This window comes from Mycobacterium sp. (genome assembly GCF_049608025.1).
In the GTDB taxonomy this organism is placed as follows: Bacteria; Actinomycetota; Actinomycetes; order Mycobacteriales; family Mycobacteriaceae; genus Mycobacterium.
The window spans coordinates 25,498-51,174 of sequence record NZ_JBMYXC010000023.1 but is presented as its reverse complement, the minus strand read 5'-3'; the positions used below and the strand labels follow the sequence as shown (position 1 = coordinate 51,174).

Below are 25,677 nucleotides of genomic sequence, written 5' to 3'. Positions count from 1 at the left end.
CCGTTGCCGATAGTTGCCCAGATGCGTTCTTCCCACACAGCGCGTTCAGCGGCTTCGCGCTCGGCTTTCTTACCTTGGGTGACGTCGGTTCGTATCGTGACCAGTTCGGTGATCGCCCCGGCGGAGTCGCGCAACGGAAAACGTTGCGTCATCACCAAGGTGTCGTCTCGCCCAACGATGACTGACTCTTCCTCAATCGAACTTTCCCCGTTCAGGAGTCGAAGCGCAGCACGTCGCGAGTGTTCCAGAGCCTCAGGCGACAAGATTTCAGCCTCGTTTCGACCGATGACTTCATCGGCCGAAGCCTGCCCGAACAATCGGCAAAACGCATCGTTGACCAGCGTGTACCGGTGCCCGAGGTCACGGACCGAGATGGCCGAAGGCGTGTTTGCCACCACTGCCTCAAACCGCGCCTTGTCGGCCTTGATCTGCTGCTCCGCCTCGACCTGATCATCGATGATGCGCGCGGCGGCGAGCATCCCATCGGTGTTGCCCTCAGCGTCGATGAAGGGCCCTACGCGGGTCTCGACCCAGCGATAACCGCCGGCGACGGTGCGGACCCGATGGCGCACCACCACCGATCGACCTCGACCTGCCTCATCCAGCGCGCCCGCCACAGTGCCGAGCTGATCGGGGTGAATACGACGGCTGAGATCTGTGCCGATCCACTGCTCAGGCAGCCACCCGAATGCAGCCCGTATCGACGGCGAGACCCACACGATTGCGCGGCCTCGCTGGTGAACGATGACGTCCACGGCGTTGTCGGCCAGAATGCTGTAGCGCTTCTCTGCCTCAGCGCGTTCCTCCCTCTCCCTCAGCAGTCGCTGCTGGCGCTGGAAGAAATAGAACGCTGCAGCACCGACAAGAACGACGCCCACCACCAGCGACAGGACCCGCTCGGTTCCCGGGCTCATCCCAACAGCCAGGAACACCAGCCGCCAGAGTCCGACCAGAATCGGAAGGCCGGCCAGGATGGCAACCATCTGGATCAACGTCATCCGGTCGGGCCGAGCCAACAGCCAGGCCACGGGGTTCTTGTCAGGCCGGGTGAGTGACGCCGCGGCGGCCAGCAGCACAACACTCACGATGGACGGGAAAGACTGGTCCACCAGCGAAACAGCACCGAACAACCCGGCCATGAGCGCAATCATCGGCCCTACCAGCGCGGCCGGGAGACACACAAACCACACCACCCGGGTCCACCGCCGATCCAGGCGCAGCACCGCGACCGCGATACCCAGCAACAGAACCGACAACAAGGCCGTCGGGCTGGGACGTCGCCCCGGCCAGCCTTCCGGAAGCATGTGGACCGCCTCGGAGAACAACACCTCATCCAGGCCGAATGACCTGTTCGTCGCGTACTCAGCGAGGAACACCGCGGCAAGCACCCCGACGGCAACGGCGATGCCACAGCCGATCCCGACCCGAGCGGACCACACCCGAGTTGGAGACGGTTTCCCTGACTGCATCAGGATCGCGGCCGCCAACGCGGCCTGGAGCGCAGCTGCCCACGGCGGCATCTGCGGCGAAAACGGAAGGACCCGCGTCAACAGATCGATACCCGCTGCCCAGCCCACCCAGTTCAGCCCGGCGATGACAAGCACCGACACGGCAGCCGCGCGTGCCCACCACGTCAGCACCGTGAACCCCGGATATCCGGCAGCGCGAGTCCGGTCCATCGGACGCTCCTCTGCCGACGATAAGGTCTTCGGGCGGCAGCGTAGCAATTCCGACCGAAGTGATACCGGGTTATCCACAGGCTGGTCGATCGCGGGTAGACAACGGCGAAGCCATGCTGTGCGGTTTGGAAGCCATGCTGTGCGGTTTGGACGCCATGCCGTTCGGAATCATCGATGCGAGAGGTATCGCGTGCGTCCGTGGATCGTCTGGGCCACCGGACTACTCGCCTACATCGTGGCTGTCCTGGACCGGACCACGCTGGGTGTCTCCGGGTTGGCCGCGGCCGACCGATTCAGTGCCGGCCCAACCCTATTGTCGATGTTCGTCGTCCTCCAGGTCGTCGTATACGCCGGCGCTCAGGTGCCCGCGGGGCTGCTGCTCGACCGGTTCGGGTCCAAAGCGCTGATCGTGTCGGGGGCCGCACTGATGGCCACCGGCCAGCTAGTCCTGGCATTCACCGAGTCGCTGCCGACGGCCATCGCCGCACGCGCGTTCGTCGGCCTCGGAGACGCAGTGACGTTCATCTCGGTTCTGCGACTCGTACCGAACTGGTTCCAACCGCGGCAAGTCCCCTTGGTGACGCAGTTGACCGGGATCTGGGGGCAACTGGGGCAGGTGCTCTCGGCAGTGCCGTTTCTGGCGGTGCTGTCGGCCTCGGGCTGGTCGGTCGCCTACGCATCGGTGTCCGCACTGGGCGTGTTGTCAATCGTGTTGATCCTGGCCATCGTCAAGGACACCCCGGACGGCTCTGTGGTCATCCCGGAGCGGATGTCCCTCCGCGAAACACTGTCGAGTCTGCAGACGGTGTGGCTACGCCCCGGCACCCGGCTGGGGTTTTTTACCCACATGGGCACCCAGTTCTCCATCACGGTGTTCGCACTGATGTGGGGCGTGCCCTACCTGACGGTGGCTCAGGGCGTGTCGTCGGCGGTCGCGGGCACACTGCTGACGCTGTCGGTCCTCGCCGCGATCTTGGCGGGAGTGCTGATCGGCATCTTCACCGGCCGCCACCCGCATCGACGCTCACGGTTGGTGCTGGCCATCATCGCCAGCAACGCGCTGGTGTGGACGGTGGTGCTGGTACTTCCCGGAAAGGCACCGTTGTGGCTGCTGGTCGTCCTGGTCCTGGTGATCTCGGTAGGGGGCCCGGGGTCGATGGTCGGCTTCGACTTCGCGCGCACCTTCAATCCCAGCGCCACCCTGGGCACCGCGCAGGGCATGGTGAACATGGGCGGCTTCGTCGCCTCACTGCTGCTCATGCAGGCGATGGGGTTGATTCTGCAGGCTGCCGGCGGTCTCTCCGTCGAAGCCTTCCGGCTGGCCTGGACTCTTCAGTACGCGGTCTGGACGCTCGCGGTGGTCGGAATTCTCATCACCCGACGCAAGGCACGCAATCTTCTGCAGCTGCAGAACGACCGAATCCTGCTGGAGGGCTTAGACGAAATAGGACGTTAAGAGCTGCGCAGGTTGCGCACTGCCTGTGCCGCGTACCGGTGGCCCCGCACCTCATACCCCACGACTGACACCACCGGCGCCAAGGTGACGACCAACAGGCAGTTGGCCATCGAGATGCCGCGGGCGGCCAGGACAACAGCCAGTCCGAGCAGAGCCGCGCTGCCCGCGAGCAGCAGCACGTGGAACACCGGGATGGTGCGCGTCATCACCGCGTAGAGGAGATAGACCATCAGGATGTACACACCCACCGGGATGACGACCGTGAGCACCGTGGCGACCGATCCCAGCTCCGAGCGGTGCTCGATGTAGTACGCCGCCAGCCCGGTTGCAACCTGGCCCGCGGCGAGCATGTGCGCGAATTGCGCGGCGGCGATACCGAATGCCACGACGAAGGTGAGGTCGAAGAGCAGCTCCAGCGGTGTCGCCGCCCGATTCGGCTCATGCGGATCACGTCCGACCATCCGCCGGAACCGATGTGCCTGGCCGACGGTTGGTTGAGATTGCGGTTCCTCGCCCACCGAGCGTCCCCTTCCCACTGGGCGTCGACCGTACCTCCCACCAATCGGCAGGTCAGCGTGATCGTTTGTGGCACACCCACCGCGCTACTGTTCTCTGCATGGGCGTGGCGGTCGGCGTGGTGTTGGCCGCCGGTTTGGGCACTCGGGTAGGCGCCGACGGAAACAAGGCCTACCTGCCGTTGGCCGGGCGCAGCATGTTGATCTGGTCCCTGGCCACCCTTACGGAGCTCACCGAAGTCGCGCGAACGGTGCTGGTATTCCGCCCGGGAGAGTTCGAACTCGCGCGGGACACAGTGCGGCGCGAACTCGCTGACGCACCGGTGGAACTGGTCGAGGGCGGTAGCACGAGGCATGCCTCGGAGTTCAATGTGCTGCGGCATCTGGCCGCCGACATCGAGACGGGGGCGGTGGATGTGGTCACGATCCACGACGCGGCCCGGCCGCTGGCCGGGCCAGAAATGTTTCAGACCGCGATCTCAGTCGCCCGCGAGTTCGGCGGAGCACTGCCCGCCCTGCCGATTACCGGACTGGTCCGAGAAGGCACGACCGGCCTGGAATCCGTGGCCGGCCTCGGCGCACCGGTCCGGGTGCAGACGCCGCAGGCGTTCCGGGCGCCTGGGCTGTTGCACGCCTATCGCAGGGCAGAACGCGACGAATTCGAGGGCACTGACACGGCGTCATGTGTCGAGCGGTACACCGACATGCAGATCCATACATTCGGCGGCCAGGCCGCCAACCTCAAGGTGACTTATCCCCGGGATATCGTTGTTGCGCAACGTCTTCTCGCTGACCTTCCCGGTCGCGTGGCTGACCGGAAAGGTCGTGCCGACCATCGATGAGGGCAGCCAGATAGTGGGCGTCGCGCGGTAGCTCGACACCCAGGGCTTCGTCTTCACCCTCGATGAGGGTCAGCGGTGTACCCGACGACAGGACTGCCTCCAGGTCGTCGAACGAACCCGATCCGCTTCGGTTGACCAGCCCGGCCAACACGTCGGCATCGAAGCCGCGGGGGAACTGCACGGTGCGCAGTCGAGAGCGATCCAGAGTGCCCGTCAGCACCCCTTCCGCGCTGACCACCTTGACGCTGTCGGTGACCGGGCCGGCAGGCATCACTGCGATTGCCCCGCTGCGCAGCGTTGCGACGATGCGGTCCACCGTGGCGGCCCCCACCAGCGGCCATCCGATGTCGTGTACCACCACGCCGGCGCCGCCGGCGAGCCCCTGCAATCCGGCCGCCAGACACTGCACGCGCTCGCCGGGAGGCTCCGCCACCACCACGCGAACCGTCGAATACTGCTCTCCGGCAAGAACTTCACGAACAGCATCGAAAAGCGGGCCGGCCACGGCGACCACAACGTCGCACCGCCTTCCCAGCGCCCGGACGACCCGGGCCAACGGCGACATCCCGGCTACGGAGGTAAATACGGCGTCGCGACGCTCGGCGAACCCAACGGGCACCGGGAGAATCGCCCTGACAGTCACGGCGCTGGGACTCTACCGCTATACGGGGTCGAACGACGCGATGAGCCAGGCGCCGTCGACCTTTTCCAGGCCCACCTTGACGCTGCTCGCAGCGAACGCGCCGTCCGGATTCTCCTTGCTCGTGGTGGTCTGATTGATGAAGACCAGGACCTGGGCGGCATCGGGCTGGATCGTCGACACTGCGGCCCGCACGACGACCGCCTCCGTCTTGACGGATTTCTCCCGGGCCGCCGGGGTGACGATCTGCTCGGTGAATTGCGTGTAATACGCCAGGAAGTCCCCGGTCAGCCGGGCCTTGGCTGCCGCGAAGTCTTGTTCGAGGGAATCCGGCGCATAGGACAGCAGTGCGACCGTCCCACTCGATGCGGCGTCGAGCGCGACCTTCGCCGCTGCTGCGTCGGTTCGTTGATCCGGACGATATTGGTAGAAGTACAGCCAGCCCGCCAGTCCCGCGGACGCGATGAAGGCGGTAACCAACAGAACGACACCGGCCATGGAGCGGACGCTGCGCGGCGAACGCGGGGTGGCGGTGTCGGCAGCACCGGATTCCGCGACATCGTCGGTTTCGGTCTCGACCTCGGCAGCACCGGATTCGGCGGCACGGGTCTCGGTTTCGGGCTCGGCAGCACCGGATTCGGCATCATTGTTTTCGGGCGCCGCCGTTGCGCCTTCGTCGCTCACGGGACGAACTCGACTTTCGCCAACTTGATTTGTCCGTCTTCTCTTTGCAGGCCCACGCTGAGCCGCCACGTCCGGGGTTCCTGGTCGGCCCCCGAGGAATTGGTGACCCGCGACGAGGCGGCGACCAGCACCACCGCCGTATCGTCGGTCATCGAATCTACGGCGGTGGAATTGACCGTGACATCGGTGATGACCTTCGAATCCTGCGCCACGGCAACGAAATCAGCCGCTTGTTGCTCGAAGTCGTCCTTGAACTGGCCGGTCGAGGTGTCGATGATGCGCTGGACATCCTCCTGCGCCTGGGTGAAGTTCAACGACATCAATGTCACGACACCCTGCCGGGCCGCCGCGGCGTACTCGGCGTTCTGCGCCTGCAACTTCTGGGCCTGGCGGTGGTTCCCGATCATGTAGCCACTGGCCGCCAGCAGTGCCACCGTGCAGAGGACAACTACCGTGGCGGCAATCCCTTTCCACGTCGGGCGGGGCAGGCGACGCCGTGGCGATTTGGCATTCGGTTCCGCCGCCTCGTCAGCGCCGGGAGAGCTGTCGTCGACCTCGCCGATGCTCGCGTCGGCACCCGGCTCTGCAGCTTCGGTCCCGACCTCCTGCGCGAAGTCCACGGCGTCCGGCTCGATTCGGTCGCTCGAGTCCTGCACGTCGGCGGCCTGTTGAGCCTCCCGGCGAAGTCGGAGCGCGCGCGCACGCGCACGGGCGGCCGCAGCAGTCGCCTCGGCCTCTGTGGCCTCGGCCTCCGCTTCCTCGGCAAGCGCTCGGGCTTGGCCGGCATCCGCCGCAGAATTCGCTGGCGATTCGTCGACGCGGTCGGCGTCGGTCACCGATTCACGGCGCCTGAAAGACCGCACACCGACCTCCTATGTCTGAATTGGTGCAAGTACGCATGCGCACGGAACACGTCGCTGAGAATGTCATTCTTCACGTGAGTGCTGACGCGACGATACCCGCCTCCGCCGCGCGGCGATCCCGCGAATCTGTCAGCGAATGACGAGGCTGCGATGTTCTGGCCGGTTTCTGAGGTCAGGGTCCGTAGGTATGTCCTCTGCCCTGCCTTTTGGCGTGATACATGGCCAGGTCAGCGCGTTCCAGCGCACCGTCGAGCTGGCCGGGGGACATCATGCCGATGCCGATGCTGACGCTGCCGCGGGACTTGACTTTCACCTGCTCGGCCAGTGCCCGAGCCAGTTTCTGGGCATAACTGGCCGTAGTGTGCGGCAGCAGGGCGGCAAATTCGTCGCCGCCGATGCGGGCGAACACATCAGAGAGGCGCAGCCGCCGGCTGATCGTGTCGGCCACGCTTTTGAGGTAGTCATCTCCGGCCGCATGACCGTCCTCGTCGTTGACCTGCTTGAGACCGTCGAGGTCGATCATGAACACCGCCGCTTCATCTTGGTAGCCGTGCTGAGCTGCCAGCGCTTGATAACGGTCAAGTTCCTCCTGGAATCGGCTGCGGTTGAGCACGCCGGTCAGAGTGTCCAGGGTTGCCTGCCGCCTGAGCATTTCCTCGTCGCGCTTACGAGCGGAGATGTCCTCGATGTGAGCTATGAAGTGCAGCGGCTGACCCACTTCGTCGCGCACGATGGAGGCCGAGAGTTGGACCCAAATGAGGTGCCCGTCCAGAGCGTAATAACGCTTGTCCATCTGATAGCTGGTGATCTCGCCGTTGAGCAGCCGGGTCGCCTCATGCACGTCGGCGTTGAGGTCGTCCGGATGCGTGATGTCCTGAAACGTCAGCTCGGCTAGTTGCTGCTCTCCGTATCCGGTGATCCGGCAAAGCGCCTGGTTGACCCGCTCGAAGGTGCCGTTGAGACCAACGACGGCAATCCCGATCGGCGCGTTGGCGAATACCGCTTCGAAGGTGGCGTCGCGGCTGCGCTGGGCAGCCCGAGCCTCAGAAAGCACGGTCATGTCCCGAGCGAACGCATTGAAGGTGAGCTGCGGCCCGGAGCCGACCGCATTCACGATCAGTTCGACAGGCAGCTCGGTGCCGTCCTTGCGGAGCAGCGTGAACGCGGACACCTGACCGACTGTTGGTGAGCGGCCGGATTCCACGTAGCCTCGGATGTCCTGGGATACCCATTCGCGCTGATCGGCGGTGATCAGAAACTCCGTCAGCAGCCGCCCGACTGCTTCCTCCCGGGTCCAGCCGAACATCTGGACCGCCGCGCGGTTCCACACCAACACACGGCCGCAGGCATCGATCTGCCAGTAGGCATCCAACATGGTGTCCAGCACCTCACGAAGAAGTTCCTGCTGCGCCGCAGCAGCCTCCAACGCTTGACCGACATCCGGGAGCAGGCCTCGCGCGACCTGGGCGGCCATCGCTGAGCTATCCATGACCAACGATGGGGGGATCAATGATAGAGGCTCCGATTCGACCAGCCCGGCGCACCGATCGCACGAATCTAGTCTGCATATCCGCCGCCATCAGCCAGATGCACAGGCTCATCATGCCCGAAGTGACCGCATATCGCTGCACTTCATCGCCCATGACCTGGACTTCGCAGCGACCACTACGAACCCACGTTCATCCTGCACGGGTTGACCGACCTGACCATCACGTTCACCCCGGCGCCGAGGTGGCAGAAGTGACCGGGCGCCTTGATGGGGCCGATGCCAAACCCCGCACATTGGGGGAAGCGTCACTCTAGAATCTGACAATGCTCTCCCGCAGGCCCTTTCCGTTTGCCGTCGCAACCGCGGTCGGCGTATTGGCGGTCAGCGCCGTCGCGGCAGGCCCGCCGGCGGATGCCCAGCCAGCACTACATCACGTCCGCTACACCGTGGGCGCCAGCCAGGACATCTTCGGTGCGGAGATCTACTACCGCGACACCGAGCCGCCGAATTGGGCGGACTACAGCCACAATCCCTACCTCTACAGCCCCAACGCGACGGTCGACCTTGGGCCGGGCAAGCCGTGGGTGTTCGAAGCCATGCTCGCAAACCCCGAGCAGTGGGCAATGGTCGTCGCCGGCCTTCCCACCACTTTGACGCCGGCACTGCAGGACCCAGGCTTCGTCTGCGAACTCCGGGTCGACGACGTGGTGGTCGCGACCGATTCGGGCACCAGAGGGGCGCTCTGTTCACTCCGCAACTGGTAGGACGCCACCGACTGAAATGTCACCCCGCGTCCAGAAGGAGTGATTGTGCTTCGTGATGCACGTGAGGAACAGACCATCCGGGGATTGAGCCACATCGCCATCTAGGGCCGCGCACGGTCCGCCGACGTTCTTGACCCCATGCATCACAGGTGAGCGAAACCAGCGTGGTTCGTATCTGCGCGCCGACCCGCAGAACACCAGCCGTCCCCACGACGTCACACCGAACACGTAGTAGGTGTTGTTGCTGCAGTAGGAGCCCAGCACGATGTTGGGCTGGATGCCCGGCGTGCAGTTCGGATAGTTGCACTCAACGCCGGCCGGCGGCGGTGGCGGCGGCTGAGCAGGTGCTGACGGCGCGGTAATGACCAACGCGGGAGCCGCTAGCGCAGCCAGCGCTGCGAAAAGAGAACGCACCTGCATATTTTCACATGCGCGGGAACGAAATTCTGGCTTTGCAGAGCATTGCATCTCAGCGCCATTAGGCTGCCAACATGCGCGCACAACATGGGACGGCCGGCCTGGCGGCAAAGCTGACCGGCGGCCTGGCGGCAAAGCTGACCGGCGGCCTGGCGGTGGGGGCCACTGCACTGATCGCCGGCGTAGGCGTGGCGCCGGTAGCTCACGCGTCGAATTTCGGGACTGAACTCAACGGAACCTTTCAGGTGAAGTCAGACGGCCAATGGGCGAGGACCAACGGCGTCAAGATCAAACAGGAGACCGTGGTCGAGACCTGGTCGGTCACAACGAGTTGCGTGAGTCCGATCGAGTGCAGCGGCGTGGTGAAGAGCGACCGTGGATGGACCGGTACTGCCAGGCTCGCCGACTACTGGTTCATCGAGCACGTCATCGATAACTGGATACCGTGCTCGGACGGCACGTTCTATTCCGGCCTGCAGAAGTTCATCCTGTGGGGAATCGACCCCGCCACCGAAGGAAGGACTTACACCGACAGTGACTATTGGGCCGGCCGCAATGTCACGAAGGGCCCCAGCGGCGCCTGCGGCGTCAACAAGCCGGTCGTGATCGAGCTACCCGTGTCGATGGCGAGGGTCGGCTAGCGCTCAGATCGGAAGCAGATCCTTCCATGACTTCGGGGCTCCGCCGGCCGCCTGATGCGTGATCTGTTGCAACTGCCCGTCGGGAGTCAGGTACTGGCCGGTCTGCGGGTTGTACGGCGCTGACGCAACAGACGGTCCACCGGCGGCATCGTCGCCACTGAAGGCGCTCGGCACGGCGGGAACCGCATCCGGTGGCGGTGGTGGCGCCGGCACCGGCGGTATGGGTGTCCCGTTGATGGAGTTGCCCGGTGGAGGCGGCGGAATGTAGGGGGCCCGGACCGGAGCAGGCGGCACGACCCCGAGGGCCGGCGCGACCCCGTGGGCCGGCGCGACGCCGGGGGGCGGCGCGATGGGAGGCGTCCCAGATCGGACGGCGCCCGGGGGCATCGGCGTGCCTTCCAGCGGCGCGAAGATCCGGTCCTGGAAATCCACCCGATCGTCGACCGGTATGCCCTGTCTGGCCAGATTCGGATCGAACGGGTACGGGCCGGTGATGTGCTGGCGCATCGCCAGCGGTTGATATCCCCGGGGGTCATTGCAGAGTTCGACTGTCGGAGCACGCTTTCCGGGATGTGCCATGCAGGGGTAGTTGCGAGCACCGCGCACATTCATCGGCGAGTCCTGCGGTAGCTTGCAATACAACCCGTCGGGCGTGTCTATCGAGGTCTCGTCCTCTGGTGAGCGCCATTGTGACGGCGGCAGGAAGCCGACCGTGCACGCCGGCGGATCGGCGACGGTCAGGGCGAAGTCGCCGGAAGGTATTCCGGTGGGATTGCTCGGCGGCGAGACGGACTGATTGACCGCAATCACTGCCGGAAACAACACCAAAAGTTGCTCTAGCGCCGGGTTGTAGGTCACGAATAGCTGGCTCACCGTGGTGAGATTTGCCAGGAGTATCGGAAGCGTCGGCTTTACTTGATCCAGCAGGTGGCTGACTTCCTGGGCGAATCCGGGGCCGTTCTGCAGGAGCGCCCGAATTTCTGGGTCGTTCTGCACTACCTGGCCCGTGATTCCGGACAAGCTGCGCGCCCACGTGCGGATCGCGTCGGTGGTCTCGGCCTGTGACTCCAGCAGCGGTACGCCGTCATCGACAAGCGTGCGCGCCTGGTCGGACACCCCGCCGGCGTCTTCGCTCACCGTGGCCAACGAGTCAAGCAGCGACCCGAAATCAGGTCCGGCGCCGTCAAATGCCAGAAAGGTTTCGTCCAGCAGGTCGGGAATTCTGTCCTTCGGCAAGCTCTCTACCAAGGCACTCAGCTGATCCAACATCGGACCGACCGCCTGCGGGATGGTTGTGTCCGCCCTGGGGATTCGCGCTCCGTTCTCCAGGTACGGTCCCGAATCGGTGCGCGGAAGCAGATCCACATACTGCTCCCCGACTGCCGAGACGCTACGCACCTGAGCCTGCAGATCAGCGGGAATCTTGGGCGACCTGTCGAGTGACAACGTCGCTTCCGCACCTGTCTCGGTGAGCACCACGTCCGTCACCCTGCCCATCTGCACACCGCGATAGGTCACGTTGCTGAAGTGGTAGAGACCACCGGAGGCCGGCAATTCCACCGTCACGATCAGGCGACCGATGCCCAGCAGCGTGGGCACCCGCATATAGCCGAAGAACATCACCGAGACACCGACGATCCCCAAGATGGCGAAGACGATCAACTGGGTTCGAATGAAACGGGTGATCATCAGCCACCACCTCCAGGTGTCGGCGCCGGGTCCGGCGGTGGCGCAGGCGTCAGCGCCGGGTCCGGCGGTGGCGGTGGCTGCGTTCCCGCATAGGGCCCGGCGAAGAATTGTGACGTCGTGACGGCCTGTGTCGGAGGTAGCCAGGGTGCGGCCGGGGGCGGCGGGACCACCGGCAACAACGGGCCTGGCGCCGACATCAACGCACCCGGCACTGCCTCGGGCGGCACTTCTGTCGGAGGCGGTGCGACACCGATCTTCAACGGATCGTAGGAATAGTTGAGGTAATAGGGATCGCCCGGCGCCGGGATCAGTTTGGCGTTCTCGTCGCCCCAACGGGTTCCGAGCAGGAGCGTTCTCTTCAGTCGCGGATAGGTGAAATCCAAGTTCACGTACAGGTTGATGTAGTCGCCGCGGGTGATCCGGTCAGCGAACGTCGGGCCGTACGGAAAGGCGGTCAGCCAGAGCAACGCACCATTTAGGTCCGGGCCGATGTCGGCGAGTGCCCCCAGGGCCGGTCCCAGGTTCTCCAAGTTCTTCACCAGGTCGTCACCGGCGTCGTTGACAAGACCCGTGGCGGTATCGCTGAATTGCCCGAGCTTCTCGAGGGCGGTAGTCAACTTCGGCCGTTCCCTGTTCAACACATCCAGTGCCGGCGGGATGTCTTTCAGCGCACGGTCGATCACATCCCGTTGTCCGGCGAACGTGCCGGCAACCCGGTCCAGCTGCTTGACCAGGTCGATGATGTTGTCCCGCTGGTCATCAAGAACTCCGACGAAGGTGTCGAGTCGGGTGAGGAGCTCTCGGATCTCGGGTTGTCGGCCCGACAGCGCGAGATTCAAGTTGTGCACGATGTCACCGAACTGCCCCAGCCCGCCGCCGTTGACGATGGTCGACAGCGCAGACAGTGTCCGCTCGGTCGACGGATAGGTCGACGTCGCGTTCAGCGGGATGGTGGCGCCGGGTTGCAGGCGCCCCCTGGGCTCTTCGCCCAGGGGCGGGTTGAGCGCCAGATGCATCGAACCCAGCAGGCTGGTCTGCCCGACCGTCGCCACCACGTTGGCCGGCACCACGATGTCGGGCTTGACCGAGATGACAACATCGGCGTGCCAGTCACGCACCGTCATCTTGCCGACGCTGCCGACGATGACATCGCTCATCATCACCGGCGAATTCGACTCCAGGGTTGCCACGTTGGCGACCTCGACGTGGTAGGTGACCGCATGGCGCCCCTTGCCCACCGCTCCGGGCAGGGGTAGCGAGTTGACTCCCTGGAACGCGCAGCCCGTCAACGACAGCGCAACGCACGAGCCAACGACCGCCAAACGCTGCACATTCTTCCGGCCCATCATGACGGTGGCATCCCTTCGGCTGGGAGCAAAGGTGCATCAGGCGCTGCAGTCGACGGAAGCAGCATGCTCTCGACAGTCGATGGCGCCGCCGCTGGTGGCCCCGCCGGAGTATTCGACAGGATATTGGGCGGCCCAGGGATCGGCGCGCCAGGGAACAACGCCGGAGACGGATTACGAGGCGCATGAGGGTTAGAGGTGTAGAGCCCCGGCGGACCAGGAGGCGCACCCCAGCCCGGAGGCGGCGGTACATCGCCCATGCCGGTGTAGGCCGACACCGTCGGCGGCGGCTCGGGAGGGTCACCCGGTCCCGCGCCTCCGGGAGCGAGCTTTGGATCGGTGTAAATCAGATGGCTCGGACTGATCGCCGGCCTCAGGTAGGGGTTCACCGGAAACGGAAGATCGCCAAAGTTGAGCAGGCGCAGCGCTGGGCCCAGGTACTGCTCGCAGAGTTTGGCGGTTTCCGGCGCCGTCGCGTTCACGACAGCGCCGATCATGCCGCACACGAAGAACACCGGGTCCGAGAAGTTTGCGAGCGAAAATGCGCCCGTTATCGCTCCACCGTTGGGGTAATAAATGTTCTGGTAGTTGGCGATCGCGTTGGGCATGATGTGCAGCACGTTCTCCAACGCCATCCGATGGTCTACCAGGATCTGAGTGACACTGCCCAGCCGCTGGACCGATTCGGCGGCTTGGTCCCCGGTGCCGGCAATGAAGCGCTGAACCTCGCCGGTCGCGACCGACAGATCAGACAACGCCGCGTCCAGATCGGACTTGCTGTCGTTCACGACGCTGGACAGAGTGGCCAGTCGATTCTCGAACATGACGATCTGCTGCTTGCTGTCCCGAAGTGCGGTGACGAAGATTTGTAGGTTCGTGATGATGTCGACGAGGTTGCCGCTGCCTTCGGCCAAGATCCGGGCCGCTCCGGACAGTTGAGCCAGGGTCTGCCGCAGCTTCACCCCATTGTCTTCCATGGCGTTGGCAGCGCTGTCGAAGAATCGGGACACCGACGTCCCCACCGACCCGTCCCTTGGCCCCAGTTCCGTTGCCAGCCGCGCCAATTGGGCCTTGACCTCGTCCCACTCGACCGGAACGGCGGTTCGATCGCTCGGAATCACCGCCCCGTTTCGCATAGTCGGTCCGCCACCGCTGCGGTAGGCCGGTGTGAGCTGCACATATCGGGCCGAAATCAGGTTCGGTGCGACGATCACGGCCTTGGCGTCGGCCGGAACGGGCACATCGCGATCAACCTTCAGGGTCATCTTCGCGTGGGTGCCTACGGGCTCGATCTTGTCGATGGTGCCGACCTGGACGCCTGCTACCCGCACCCCGTCACCGGGATAGATCGACGTGGCCGCCGGGAAGAAGACGGTAATGGTTTTCGGGCTGAAGAAGACCTGGCGAACCAGGAAGGCGGAGCCGGCAATCAGCAGAAGGGCCAGCAGGATCACCGTGCTGGTCACCAGGCGCTTACGGGTTGCCATCATTTGGCAGATCTCCTGGCTGAGGAAGGCTGTTGACGGGGAAGGCGATCTCTGCCCGCGGACCGGCGTTGTCCGGCGGCTGCCCGGCGTTGACGCCGCGCCGGAACCCGAACGCGTAGTCCAGCCACGGCTGGAGGATCTGCGTCGGGATGAGGTTGGGCACGAACGCGTTGTAGTAGGCGCCGTTCGACACGATCTCACCCTGCGTCAGATAATATTTGGCGGCGCCGGGCAACATCTTGCCGATGTTGTCTCGTTGTCTCTCGAGCATCTCGGCCAACGTGTTGATCTGTTCCAGCGTCGGGGCCAACTCCTGCTCGTTGTCGGCAACCACGCCGGTCAGTTCCCGCGAGACCGCCGAGGTGTTGGCCAGCAAGCTGGTGATCGCGTACCGCCGGTCGTTCAGCACTGCGAGCAGGTCATTGGCGTTGAGGATCAGCGCATTGATCTGTCTGCTGCGCTCGGAGAAGACCCCGGTGACATCGCCTGCGGTCCTGAGCAATTCAGCCAGACCCTCGTCTCGATTGTTCAACGCCTCCGAGAGTCGAGACAAGCCGTCGAACGTCGGCCCCAGCTGCGGCGCGACCTGATCGAGTGTCTCTGCCAGCGTGTCCAGCGACTGGTTGAGTTCACCCATGTCAAGGCCGCCGGTATTGGTGGCGAGTTCGCCAACCGCGTCGGTCAAGGTGTACGGGGAGGTCGTGCGCGTGGTCGGAATAGCCTTACGCCGGTCGAGCACCCCGCTACCCTCGGACTCCAGGACCAACACGCGTTCGCCGAGCAGAGTTCCGGTACGGACGTGCGCGGTGGTTCGGGAGCCGAGCGCGTACTTACTGTCGATGGTGAATCCGACCAGCGCGTCGCCGTTGTCGAGTGCAATCGAGGAAACCGAACCGACCTTGATTCCCGACACCGTGACGTCGTTGCCGACGGCGAGGCCACCGGCCTCGGCGAAGAGCGCCTGATAGCGGGCTGCGGTTGCCCAGGATGTCAACCGTTCCGGCTGCAGCCCGACAGCGATGACCAAAATGATCAAGACGACGCCGATGAACCCGGTCCTGGCGAGTTCCGATCCGCCATATTTCAGCATCTACTCGTCCACGCACCTTCCGGTCTCCTGTTTGATCCAGGGGAAGACCACGGTGCGCCCCTCGAGATCGCTGGCTCGGAAGGTTATTCCGCAGAGGTAGTACGGGAAGAAGGCGCCGTAGGAGCCGACCCGCGCGAGTTTGCGGTATATCTCGGGAAGCCGCTCGAGGGTGGCCTCAGTTTTGTCGATCTCATCAACGAGAAGCGGGGCAAGCCTGCTCAGCTCGTCGACGGTGCCGGCCAACGGCGCCCGACCCCGGCCCAGCAGATCTGCCAGCGATGCCGTGCCATTGTCCAGCGACTCGATCGCCGTGCCGATCGGGTCGCGATCCTCGGACAATCCGGAAACCAGCTGCTCGAGGCGATCGATCGTGTCGGAAAACTCCTCACCGTCGGTAGACAGGGTGTCCAACACCATTCGTAGATTGTCGATCAACTGCTCGATGACCTGGTTGTTGTCCGCCAGGGAGTTGGTGAACGACGATGTCTTCGACAACATCGAATCGAGCGTCCCGCCTTGCCCCTGCAGTATTTGCACCAGCGACGAGGTGAGCGAATTGACATCCTGAGGATTCAAGCCACGGATGACGGGCTTGAGGCCACCGAGTAGCAGGTCGAGGTCGAGTGCCGGCGCTGTGCGGTCGTCAGGTATCTGTGCGCCGACAGGGAGAATTCTGGTCGATTCCGGAGTATCGATCAGCTCCATGTACTTGTCACCGGTGAGGTTGAGATAACGGATGGCGGCCTTGGTGCCGGTCGTCAGCGCGGTGGTGCGGTCGATGTCAAAACTGACCACGACCTTCTTGTCTTCCTGCAACGCCACTTTCTTCACGGTGCCGACGCGAATGCCGGCTATCCGCACCGTATCCCCCGTCTCCAGCCGCGAGGCGTCCGTGAAGACCGCCGAATACTGGTTTGTCGCACCGGTTCTGGCATCGCTGAAGACAAGGAACAGAAACACGGTCAGGATCGACATGACAACGGTGAACGAGAGGAACTTGATCAGCGTGCCCGCGATTCCCGTCATCCCGGCATCCCGATCTGTGCGGTGTTGCGAGGCGGTCCATCCAGTGGACCGAACAACCAGTTCTTGAGCCCATCGGAATTCAACAGCATTCCGGCGTTGCCGTACTTCGCGGAGTTGGTGCCGACGTCGGCGACGAGCATCGGCGGCCTGAAGCTCGCGGGCTGCAGGGGCAAGCCCAGTTCCGTGCAGTAATCGCGCCCGCCACTCGAGGCCGCGACCTTTGGCAAGTCGCCCGGATAGCGGTACCTTTCGACGCCAAGAGTCAGGCCGGTCGAGAGCATGAGCCCAGCGAACTGCGGCGGGGCCTTCGGTTGCAGACCCAGGCCGGCGATCCCGCACCATATCGACTTGCGGTAGGTGTAGAGCAGATCGGTCGTGGGCACCAACAGGTTCACCACCTCCGTCAGCCCCTGGCGGTTGCCGCCGACGACCTCGTTCCCAACATCGGCCAGACCGATGACGCTGACCAGGAATTGGTCGAGTCTGTTCTGTTCATCGACGACGGTGTTGCTGAACTGCGTCAGATTGTCGATTGTCGACATGAGGTCCGGCGCCGCGTCGCCGTAGGCGTTGAGCACCGGAACAGCCAGCTCGATATCGCGGGCCAGATTCGGCAGGCTCGGTTCCAGCGTGGCCAGTAGTCCGTTGAGGTCGGTCAGCGTCTGGCCCACCTTCTCGCCGCGACCGTTGAACGCCTGAGCGATTGCGCCGAGGGTCTGGTTGAGCTTGACGGGGTCGATCTTGTCCAGTAACTCGGTGAGTTGTTGGAAGACGGTGTTGATCTCGACCTGCACGTGACCGCCCTGCAACACCTGATCCTTGCGCAGCGCCTCCGCAGAGGGATCCGGCGGCGCCACAAACCGCACGAACTTGGAGCCGAAGACGGTCGACGATTCGATGTCGACGGCGACGTTCGATGGGATGAGGTGGAGTTGTGACGGGTTCATTCCCAACGTCAGGGCCGCCATGCCGTCGGGACGGTATTCGATCGACTCAACGCTGCCGACTTGCACTCCGCGCATCTTGACCTTGGCGTCGGGATCCATCACCAGGCCGGCACGCTTCGAGATCACGGTGACGGGAACGGTTTTGGTGAATTTGCCGGCGAACAAACCGAGGGATATCGCCACGATGGCGAGCAGGGCGACAACCGTCCCCAGCCCGGCCAACGGCCGCGCCATTTTCCACCCTGCGATGTCACTCAACTCGAATCCCCTAGCCCGACAGGTTGAAGTTTCCGTCATGGCCATAAATCGCCAGCGACACCAGCAACGTCACCGAGACCACGACCACCAGAGAAGTACGGACTGCGTCACCCACCGCCGCGCCCACACCCGAGGGTCCGCCAGTGGCGAAGAAACCGAAGTAGGTGTGGAGCAACAGAATCGCCAATGCCATCAGCACGGCCTGAAAGAACGACCAGAGCAGGTCGATCGGATTGAGGAACGTATTGAAGTAGTGATCGTATAAACCGGCGGACTGCCCGAACAACACCACCGTGGTGAACTGGGAGGCCAAAAACGACAGGATCACCGCGACCGCGTACAGAGGCGTGATCGCGATCATCCCCGCCACGATCCGCGTCGACACCAGGTACTCGACGGGCGGGATCCCCATCGACTCCAGCGCATCGACCTCCTCGTTGATCCGCATCGCGCCCAACTGTGCGGTCACCCCGGCGCCGAACGTCGCCGCCAAGCCGATCCCGGCCACCACCGGCGCGGCGATCCGTACGTTGATGAACGCCGCGAGGAAGCCCGTCAGCGCCTCGATGCCGATGTTGCCCAGCGAACTGTAGCCCTGGATGGCCAAGGTGCCGCCGGCTGCCAGGGTCAAGAACCCGACGATGGCCAGGGTGCCGCCGATCATCGCCAACGTGCCCGCGCCCATGGAGATCTCGGCGATCAGCCGAATGATCTCCTTGCGGAAGTGCACCGCCGCGTGCGGCACACCGGCAATCGCCCGCCCGTAGAACAGCGCGTGATCGCCAATGCCCGACAGCCATGCCACCGGGCGGCCAGCTCCCTTTGCCACCCGCGGGTATAGCGCTCGCACCACCGATTGGGCTCCCATGATGTCCGGCCCTAACCCGTCGTCATCTGGATGCCGATCGCGGTCACGACCACGTTGATCACAAACAGCGCGATGAAGGCGTACACGACGGTCTCATTGACCGCGTTACCCACTGCCTTGGCCCCACCGCCGACGATCGTCAACCCGCGATAGCAGGCCACCAACCCGGCGATCACCCCGAACAGTGCCGCCTTCACACACGAGATGAGCACTTCCGGAACCCCGGTCAACAAGGTGATCCCGGCCGCGAAAGCACCCGGGTTGACGTCCTGAACAAAAACCGAGAAGAAGTAACCCCCGAGGATGCCGATGATCACCACCAGGCTGTTCAGCAGGAGCGCCACCAGCCCCGCAGCTAGCATCCGGGGCGTGACCAGGCGCTGGACCGGGTTGATACCCAGCACCTCCATCGCGTCAATCTCCTCGCGGATGGTGCGCGACCCCAGGTCGGCACACATCGCCGTGGCTCCTGCCCCTGCCACGATCAGCACTGTCACCATCGGGCCAACCTGGGTGACCGCTCCGAAGGCCGCACCCGCACCCGAGAGATCTGCCGCGCCCAACTCCCGCAGCAGAACGTTCAGCGTGAACGACACCAGCACCGTGAACGGGATCGCCACCAACACCGTCGGCGCCAGCGACACCTTTGCCACGAACCACGACTGCTCCAAGAACTCCCGCAGCTGAAACGGCCTGACGAACAGGTACTTCACCGCATCGAGCGCCATCGCGAAGAACCCGCCGACAGCCCGCATGGCGCCGGTCACCCCGTTCGGCATGGTGATGCCGGTCGACCAGCGCTCCGGCCCCTTAACCGCCATTAACTGTGGGTTCCCTCCAAGATCACGACGACCGATACGGCAGTCGGTCTGCCAAGCATTGTTCGCCAGCCCGATTCTGCTGCCGTGACCCCTGGTTCACGGCACCGCCTCGCGACTGGTTGGAACAACGTGACGCACTTTGCCACACCGGCGGCCCCAATTGGGTGTCCTTTGGCATTCAGGACACCGCCAGTTTGGATCGGCCGCGCGGCCCCGACGCTGTTGACCTGTGTGTCCAGTACCTCCCAGCGCCCATCGGTGGGACCGCAGGACTCGCCCTCGGCACCCGGCGCCGGCCCTTGGGTGGACGTCGCTAACAGGGCCGATCCCCGACCGGAATGAGCCACCGCAGACGACTGACCGGCCATGATGGGCTGCGCACACCAAGCTCCGCGGCAGAGTCGGTCGATTCGGACCGAGGAAGACGGCCCAAGTGGTTTGATGAACAGCGGTGTAAGAATCCAGGGTGATCGTCGCGAAGAAGTTGAGAAAAAGAATTTGAGAAGACTGTCGTTGAGAAGAGTGTTGAGGCTCTCGAAGGCCGCCACCGCAGCCGCGGCGCTCATGGTGAGTGCGATGATGCTCGCACCGCCCGCCCCGGCCGCCATGCGGTTGGGCAACTACGACGTTCTCACCAACCGGTATACCCAGGCTTCGTGGGTCTGGTTCGTCTCGTTGTGTGTCCCACGCGACCCGGACTGCGTCTACGCCTCTGGAATACCGCGACTGAACTTCTATGCCGGCTACGTGAGTAAGGCTTTCCTGGTCGACGGCCGCTACTCGTTCACCGTGGACGTCCCCGATGGCGTGCGCTGCATCGGCTACAACCTGCCGAGCCGCGACACTTACTCCTGGGACGCGGTCTCCCTGGCCGGAACCATCAATTCCGTCTACGACGTGGGCTGTTTCAACGGCCCGCCCGGCACCCAGTTCTGGACTTTCGCGCTGCAACGCCTGTGATTTCGGTGCAGTTGGTCACGCTGTGAGCGACCAACTGCACCCAAATCGCCGTCCTGCTTATCCGATCAACTCGACCACCGTCGCGTTGGCCGTACCGCCGCCCTCGCACATGGTCTGCAAACCGTAACGAATTCCGTTGTCCCGCATGTGGTGGACCATCCGCGTCATCAGCACCGCGCCCGACGCGCCGAGCGGGTGACCCAGCGCGATCGCACCGCCGAGCGGGTTGAGCTTGCTCGCATCGGCGCCGGTGTCGGCCAGCCACGCCAGCGGGACCGGCGCGAACGCCTCGTTGACCTCGAACACACCGATGTCGTCCAGGTCCACGCCGGCCTTGTGTAAGACCTTCTCGGTCGCTGGAATCGGCCCGGTCAGCATCAGCCTGGGGTCGGCCCCGGTGACCGCACCGGCGCAATAGCGCGCCAGCGGGGTCACCCCGAGCGTGACCGCATTCTCGGAGGTCATGACGAGTAAGGCTGCCGCGCCGTCGGAGATTTGAGAAGAGTTCCCGGCATGGATCACGCCGTCGTCGGTGAATGCCGGCTTCAGCCCGGAAAGTTTCTGCGGCGTCGTCCCGCGCCGAATACCCTCGTCGTCGACGACGACGCCGCCCTGGGTGAAGACCGGCACGATCTGTTCCCGGAACGCCCCGGCATCCTGCGCAGCCGCCGCCCGCTCGTGGGACTGCGCCGAATACTCGTCGAGTCGGGTGCGCGAGAAGTTCCATTGCCGTGCAATCATTTCGGCGGCGATGCCCTGGTTGAACGAGAAGCCGCCATAACGGGCAAGGACTTTCGGACCGTAGGGCATACCGGTGGCGCGCGCGGAGCCCAGCGGCACCCGGCTCATCACCTCCACTCCCCCGGCCACCACGACGTCCTGCTGCCCCGACATCACCGCCTGCACGGCGAAATCCAGCGCCTGCTGGCTGGATCCGCAGGCCCGGTTGACCGTGGTACCCGGGATGTGTTCGGGCCAGCCCGCCGCCAGTACCGCATACCGGCCGATGTTGCTGGACTGGTCACCCACCTGGGAAACGCAACCCCACACCACGTCATCGATGATCGTGGGGGGAACCCCGGTGCGTTCCACGAGCTCGTTGAGCACCACCGCCGACAGATCGGCAGCATGCTGGTCGGACAGCTCGCCGTTGCGTTTGCCGACGGGCGTACGCACGGCTCCTACGATGACCGCTTCCCGCATCACTTCTGCTCCGATCTGGGCCTCGGCCCGATCACCCGATCGGCCCGCAGCCGAGCCAATTCCTCTTCCGTCAGACCCAATTCACCCAGTACCGCGTCGGTGTGCTGACCCAGCCCCGGCACCGGCCCCATCGGCTGCTCGAAGTCGCTGATCACCGGCGGCGGCCGCAAGGTACGAATGTCACCTCGGGACGTGGCGACGGTCCGCCAGCGATCGCGCGCGGCCAGGTGGGGATGCCCCACCACGTCACTGGGCAGGTTGTAACGGGAGTTGCCGATCCCCGCTTGGTCGGCCGTCATCTGAATGTCGGCGAGATCGTGTTGGGAACACCAAGTGCCGAGCGCCTCGTCGAGGATCTCGCGGTGCGCACAGCGCCCGGGGTTGGTGGCAAGCCGTGGGTCGTCGGCGAGGTCGGGTCGCTCGATGATCTCGCGAGCGACCCGCTGCCATTCGCGGTCGTTGGTGGTACCGAGAACGACGACCTGACCGTCGCGGGTGGCGAACGCGCCATAGGGCGCCACGGCGGGCGAAGCCACACCCAGCGGCTGCTGGTCGACTCCCGTGTGCTGGGTGTACGTCAGCGCGTAGCCCATCACGTCGGTCATCACGTCGAACAGACTCAGTTCGACCGACGGCGTCGCGGCCCCCGCGGGCCGGTTGGCGCGCCCGAACAACAGCGCCAGAATCGACAGGGCGGCATAGAGACCCGTCGTGAAATCGGCCATCGCGGGCCCAGGTTTCGCGGGCATGCCCGGATAGCCGGTGATCGCACAGGAACCCGCCTCGGCCTGCACCAGAAGGTCGTAGGCGCGCTTGTGGGACAGCGGCCCGCCGGACCCGTATCCATCGATCTCGACGGGAATGACACCGGGGTGACGCTGCGCGAGGTCAGCCGGCGCGATCCCCAGCCGGGCCGTCGCCCCCGGCGCGAGATTCGACACGAACACATCGGCGCGGTCGAGCAACCGGTGCATCAGCTCCATCCCCGCCGGTGACTTCGTGTTGAGGGTCACCGACTCCTTACCGCGGTTGCACCACACGAAGTGGGCCCCCAGACCGCCCGGCCCGTTGACGACGTCGTCGTAATCGCGGGCGAAGTCACCCCCGTCGGGGTTCTCCACCTTGATGATGCGCGCGCCGAAATCAGCCAGCACCCGGGTACACATCGGAGCGGCGACGGCCTGCTCCATGGCGACGACGGTGACACCCGCCAGCGGCGCGACGGGAAGTTCTGGTTCAGTCACCTGTTCACATCACCATGCTCAGTAGCTGCGCGGAAGGCCCAGGACGTGCTCGCCCAGGAAATTGAGGATCATCTCCTGGCTCACCGGGGCGATCTTCATCAAGCGCGCCTCTCGGAAGTACCGCGACACGTGATATTCCTCGGAGTAGCCCATGCCACCATGCATTTGCAGAGCGCGGTCAGCAGCATCGAAGCCCGCGTCGGCACAGAGATACTTCGCCGTATTCGCCTCCCGCCCACAGGGTTTGTCGTTGTCGTAGAGCCAGGTCGCCTTGCGCAGGACTAGTTCGGCGGCATCGAGGCGGGCCAGCGAATCAGCCAACGGGAACTGCAGCCCCTGATTCATCCCGATGGGACGGTTGAAGACGACGCGCTCGTTGCCGTACGTCACAGCCTTCTGCAGTGCGACGCGCCCGATTCCCAACGCCTCGGCCGCGATCAGCATCCGCTCGGGGTTGAGTCCGTCGAGGATGTACTCGAAGCCCTTGCCCTCCTCGCCGACCCGGTCCTCGATCGGCACGATCAGATCGTCGATGAACAGTTCGTTCGAGCTGACCGCGTTGCGCCCCATCTTCTTGATCGGCCGGATGTCAACGTGGTCGGGGTCCAAGTCGGTCAGGAACAGCGTCATGCCGTCGGTCTTCTTGGCGCCGCCGGACCCGACGGCGTCATAGGGCTGGGTACGGGTCAGCAGCAGGATCTTCTCGGACTCGAGGGCCTTGGAAATCCAGACCTTGCGGCCGTTGATGCGGTAGGTGTCGCCCTCACGTTCGGCGAAGGTCGTGATGCGTGACGTGTCCAGACCAGCGCCGGGTTCGGTGACACCGAAGCAGACGTGCAGTTCGCCGTCGACGATCCGCGGCAGTGTCGAGGCCTTCAGTTCGTCGGAGCCGTGCTTTACCACCGGTTGCATACCGAAAATCGACAGGTGGATCGCGCTGGCGCCATTCATCGCAGCACCTGATCGCGCGACCTCCTCCAACAGCAGGGTGGCCTCGGTGAGCCCTAGGCCGTGGCCCCCGTACTGCTCCGGAATGGTCATGCCCAGCCAGCCGCCCTTGGCGATGGCGTCGTAGAACTCGCCCGGGAACTCGTGGGCAAGGTCCTTCTGCATCCAATACTGTTCGTCGAACCTGCCCGCCAGCTCGGCGACCGACCTGCGGATCAACTCCTGATCATCGGTCAGTTCGAAACTCATGCCGCCTGGCATAACTGCGTCTCCCTGAGAGCTTCGCGGCACGTCCTCGGAATGCTTCGTCGCTGAATGTTACCTTCGGCGGGTGAGGCCGCGCCGCCTGCTCATCCGCTACGCTGCGGGTCTCACCTCGGCCTACGTGCTGACAGTGGCCGAAGTAGTCGCGATCGTAGTCTCGCTGATCGGCCCCAGCGTCGTCACGCCAGGCAACGTCATTGCCCTCGTGGCGCTCAGCGTCGTCGGCACCATCGCGGTGGCCACGGCCGCGGCGCTGATCATCGCGCCGTCGCTCCAGTGGGTGAGCGCGGGGCTGACACCTACCGACGCCCAGCTCAGCTCGGCGACCAAGACGACCCGGCGACAGTCGGCCATCACGGTCGCGCCGTGGGCCCTGGCCGCGGCAGTCCTGGTGCCGCTCAACCTCGACGCGGATCCGGCGGTCCTCACCGTCATCGTTTCGGCGATACTGTTCGGTGCCATCGCCAATGTGTGCACCGGATTCCTGTTCACGCTGCGAACACTTCGCCCGCTGCTGGCCGGCGTGCCGGTCGACCTGAGGCACCCGGTCGCACCGGGGGTGCGTGCCCGGCTTCTCCTGATGTGGACGGTGTGCACAGCGCTGCCCGGGTTGGCGATCGCCATGCTGCTGGTCATGCGGTCCAACGGCTGGCTGCTCGAGGACTCCACCCGGACAGAACTCGCGCTTCTGGTATTGGCGCTGGTCGCGGTGGTGCTTGGGCTCCGGGCGACGATCGTGGTGTCGATGTCGATTTCCGACCCGGTCCACCAGGTGGTCAAGGCCATGGCCGACGTCGAGAAGGGCCTCATCAACCAGACCATCGATGTCTACGAATGGTCTGAAATCGGCCGACTGCAAGCGGGCTTCAACTCAATGGTCGCAGGACTGCGGGAACGCGACCGACTGCGCGACCTCTTTGGGCGTCACGTGGGCGAGGAAGTTGCCCGGCGCGCCGTCGAACAGAACGAATCACCGTCGGGCGATGAACGCGATGTGGCGGTCCTGTTCGTCGACCTGGTGGATTCGACCCAACTGGCGATCGCCCACGAACCCCACGAGATCGCGCGCCTGCTCAACGATTTCTTCCAAATCGTGGTCGCGGCCGTCGACAAGCGACACGGCCTGATCAACAAGTTCCAGGGAGATGCGGCACTGGCGGTGTTCGGCGCCCCGCTGAGCATCCCCGAGCCCGCATCGGCGGCGCTGTCGGCGGCGCGCGCGCTGGCCGCGGAATTGCGCCGCCTTCCGGTGGACTTCGGTATCGGAGTATCGGCGGGTCCCGTGTTCGCCGGGAACATCGGCGCCGAGAACCGCTACGAGTACACCGTGATCGGCAACGCGGTGAACGAAGCGGCGCGATTAGCCGACCGTGCCAAGGAATTCGACGGCAGAGCGCTGTGTTCCGGTGCGGCGATGGCACGGTCGCAGCACGCTGAGCGTGCATGTTGGAAACCCCGTGGGCAGACCACCCTGCGCGGGAGATCCGACAGTACCGAGATCTATGTGCCGATCTCGTGATTGCCGGCCGTGCGCCG

General features: G+C 64.6%; 24 protein-coding genes. 6 read left to right on the top strand and 18 right to left on the bottom strand.

Features of this window, described 5'->3' with window-relative positions:
* A partial coding sequence (locus tag ACPGXI_RS10020; protein WP_526652345.1) for a PAS domain-containing protein occupies positions 1–1,679 on the bottom strand: 1,679 nt, incomplete at its 3' end.
* A 190-nt stretch (positions 1,680–1,869) separates the two neighbouring features.
* Here ACPGXI_RS10020 and ACPGXI_RS10015 point away from each other — a divergent pair.
* Positions 1,870–3,135, top strand: a complete 1,266-nt coding sequence (locus ACPGXI_RS10015) for an MFS transporter (protein ID WP_526652343.1) — start codon at positions 1,870–1,872, stop codon at positions 3,133–3,135.
* On the opposite strand, the gene ACPGXI_RS10010 is transcribed toward ACPGXI_RS10015, so the two are convergent.
* The gene (locus ACPGXI_RS10010; protein WP_526652341.1) at positions 3,132–3,653 is read right to left on the bottom strand and encodes a hypothetical protein; all 522 of its coding nucleotides are present in this window, start codon (positions 3,651–3,653) and stop codon (positions 3,132–3,134) included. The two genes, ACPGXI_RS10015 and ACPGXI_RS10010, sit on opposite strands and share 4 nt — an antisense overlap.
* Positions 3,654–3,751: 98 nt before the next feature.
* Between ACPGXI_RS10010 and ACPGXI_RS10005 the strand changes: the two genes are divergently transcribed.
* On the top strand, positions 3,752–4,492 hold the full coding sequence (locus ACPGXI_RS10005) for an IspD/TarI family cytidylyltransferase (RefSeq protein WP_526652339.1): 741 nt from the start codon (positions 3,752–3,754) through the stop codon (positions 4,490–4,492).
* Here the strand turns inward: ACPGXI_RS10005 and ACPGXI_RS10000 are convergent.
* From ACPGXI_RS10000 to ACPGXI_RS09985, 4 genes are all read right to left on the bottom strand, one after another.
* Entirely contained in the window at positions 4,392–5,135 is a 744-nt protein-coding gene (locus ACPGXI_RS10000; protein ID WP_526652337.1) for an IspD/TarI family cytidylyltransferase, read from the bottom strand. The genes ACPGXI_RS10005 and ACPGXI_RS10000 overlap by 101 nt on opposite strands.
* An 18-nt stretch (positions 5,136–5,153) precedes the next feature.
* Positions 5,154–5,816 carry a hypothetical protein gene (locus ACPGXI_RS09995; RefSeq protein WP_526652335.1) on the bottom strand — a complete coding sequence of 221 codons (663 nt, stop codon included), beginning with the start codon at positions 5,814–5,816 and terminating at the stop codon, positions 5,154–5,156.
* Positions 5,813–6,679 carry an Rv1363c family protein gene (locus ACPGXI_RS09990; protein ID WP_526652333.1) on the bottom strand — a complete coding sequence of 289 codons (867 nt, stop codon included), beginning with the start codon at positions 6,677–6,679 and terminating at the stop codon, positions 5,813–5,815. Before ACPGXI_RS09990 ends, ACPGXI_RS09995 begins: the two co-directional genes overlap by 4 nt.
* Before the next feature lie 172 nt (positions 6,680–6,851).
* Positions 6,852–8,168, bottom strand: coding sequence for a sensor domain-containing diguanylate cyclase (locus ACPGXI_RS09985; protein WP_526652331.1), 1,317 nt, complete (start codon positions 8,166–8,168; stop codon positions 6,852–6,854).
* Positions 8,169–8,491: 323 nt separating this feature from the next.
* On the opposite strand from ACPGXI_RS09985, the gene ACPGXI_RS09980 reads away from it, so the two are divergent.
* Positions 8,492–8,932, top strand: a complete 441-nt coding sequence (locus ACPGXI_RS09980; RefSeq protein ID WP_526652329.1) for an Rv2576c family protein — start codon at positions 8,492–8,494, stop codon at positions 8,930–8,932.
* On the opposite strand, the gene ACPGXI_RS09975 is transcribed toward ACPGXI_RS09980, so the two are convergent.
* Positions 8,915–9,346 carry a hypothetical protein gene (locus tag ACPGXI_RS09975; RefSeq protein WP_526652327.1) on the bottom strand — a complete coding sequence of 144 codons (432 nt, stop codon included), beginning with the start codon at positions 9,344–9,346 and terminating at the stop codon, positions 8,915–8,917. The two genes, ACPGXI_RS09980 and ACPGXI_RS09975, sit on opposite strands and share 18 nt — an antisense overlap.
* Before the next feature lie 77 nt (positions 9,347–9,423).
* Here ACPGXI_RS09975 and ACPGXI_RS09970 point away from each other — a divergent pair, with 77 nt between their 5' ends.
* Positions 9,424–9,990 (top strand): Rv2253/PknI dimerization domain-containing protein, encoded by a 567-nt coding sequence (locus tag ACPGXI_RS09970; protein ID WP_526652325.1) that lies wholly within the window; start codon positions 9,424–9,426, stop codon positions 9,988–9,990.
* Between the two features lie 3 nt (positions 9,991–9,993).
* Here ACPGXI_RS09970 and ACPGXI_RS09965 read toward each other — a convergent pair whose 3' ends face one another.
* The 8 genes from ACPGXI_RS09965 to ACPGXI_RS09930 are packed head-to-tail and all read right to left on the bottom strand — an operon-like array spanning position 9,994 to position 19,522.
* Complete coding sequence (locus ACPGXI_RS09965) at positions 9,994–11,679, bottom strand: MCE family protein (RefSeq protein WP_526652323.1); 1,686 nt, start codon at positions 11,677–11,679, stop codon at positions 9,994–9,996.
* On the bottom strand, positions 11,679–13,025 hold the full coding sequence (locus ACPGXI_RS09960; RefSeq protein WP_526652357.1) for an MCE family protein: 1,347 nt from the start codon (positions 13,023–13,025) through the stop codon (positions 11,679–11,681). The genes ACPGXI_RS09965 and ACPGXI_RS09960 overlap by 1 nt, the downstream gene beginning before the upstream one ends.
* Positions 13,025–14,515 carry an MCE family protein gene (locus tag ACPGXI_RS09955; RefSeq protein WP_526652321.1) on the bottom strand — a complete coding sequence of 497 codons (1,491 nt, stop codon included), beginning with the start codon at positions 14,513–14,515 and terminating at the stop codon, positions 13,025–13,027. Before ACPGXI_RS09955 ends, ACPGXI_RS09960 begins: the two co-directional genes overlap by 1 nt.
* Positions 14,499–15,602 (bottom strand): MCE family protein, encoded by a 1,104-nt coding sequence (locus ACPGXI_RS09950; protein ID WP_526652320.1) that lies wholly within the window; start codon positions 15,600–15,602, stop codon positions 14,499–14,501. The genes ACPGXI_RS09955 and ACPGXI_RS09950 overlap by 17 nt, the downstream gene beginning before the upstream one ends.
* Positions 15,603–16,628 carry an MCE family protein gene (locus ACPGXI_RS09945; protein ID WP_526652318.1) on the bottom strand — a complete coding sequence of 342 codons (1,026 nt, stop codon included), beginning with the start codon at positions 16,626–16,628 and terminating at the stop codon, positions 15,603–15,605.
* Positions 16,625–17,809 carry an MCE family protein gene (locus ACPGXI_RS09940; RefSeq protein ID WP_526652355.1) on the bottom strand — a complete coding sequence of 395 codons (1,185 nt, stop codon included), beginning with the start codon at positions 17,807–17,809 and terminating at the stop codon, positions 16,625–16,627. The genes ACPGXI_RS09945 and ACPGXI_RS09940 overlap by 4 nt, the downstream gene beginning before the upstream one ends.
* A 34-nt stretch (positions 17,810–17,843) precedes the next feature.
* Positions 17,844–18,701 carry an MlaE family ABC transporter permease gene (locus ACPGXI_RS09935; protein WP_526652316.1) on the bottom strand — a complete coding sequence of 286 codons (858 nt, stop codon included), beginning with the start codon at positions 18,699–18,701 and terminating at the stop codon, positions 17,844–17,846.
* Positions 18,702–18,712: 11 nt separating this feature from the next.
* Entirely contained in the window at positions 18,713–19,522 is an 810-nt protein-coding gene (locus tag ACPGXI_RS09930; protein ID WP_526652314.1) for an MlaE family ABC transporter permease, read from the bottom strand.
* Between the two features lie 525 nt (positions 19,523–20,047).
* Between ACPGXI_RS09930 and ACPGXI_RS09925 the strand changes: the two genes are divergently transcribed.
* Positions 20,048–20,482: a hypothetical protein gene (locus ACPGXI_RS09925; RefSeq protein ID WP_526652353.1), complete on the top strand. Its 435-nt coding sequence runs from the start codon at positions 20,048–20,050 to the stop codon at positions 20,480–20,482.
* A gap of 57 nt (positions 20,483–20,539) precedes the next feature.
* On the opposite strand, the gene ACPGXI_RS09920 is transcribed toward ACPGXI_RS09925, so the two are convergent.
* Genes ACPGXI_RS09920 through ACPGXI_RS09910 form a run of 3 tightly spaced genes read right to left on the bottom strand, consistent with a single transcriptional unit; the run spans position 20,540 to position 24,126 of the window.
* Complete coding sequence (locus tag ACPGXI_RS09920; RefSeq protein ID WP_526652312.1) at positions 20,540–21,685, bottom strand: thiolase family protein; 1,146 nt, start codon at positions 21,683–21,685, stop codon at positions 20,540–20,542.
* Positions 21,685–22,929: a CaiB/BaiF CoA transferase family protein gene (locus tag ACPGXI_RS09915; RefSeq protein ID WP_526652310.1), complete on the bottom strand. Its 1,245-nt coding sequence runs from the start codon at positions 22,927–22,929 to the stop codon at positions 21,685–21,687. Before ACPGXI_RS09915 ends, ACPGXI_RS09920 begins: the two co-directional genes overlap by 1 nt.
* 18 nt (positions 22,930–22,947) lie before the next feature.
* Positions 22,948–24,126, bottom strand: a complete 1,179-nt coding sequence (locus tag ACPGXI_RS09910) for an acyl-CoA dehydrogenase family protein (protein ID WP_526652308.1) — start codon at positions 24,124–24,126, stop codon at positions 22,948–22,950.
* A gap of 82 nt (positions 24,127–24,208) precedes the next feature.
* Between ACPGXI_RS09910 and ACPGXI_RS09905 the strand changes: the two genes are divergently transcribed.
* Positions 24,209–25,660: an adenylate/guanylate cyclase domain-containing protein gene (locus ACPGXI_RS09905; RefSeq protein ID WP_526652306.1), complete on the top strand. Its 1,452-nt coding sequence runs from the start codon at positions 24,209–24,211 to the stop codon at positions 25,658–25,660.
* Positions 25,661–25,677: the final 17 nt, after the last annotated feature.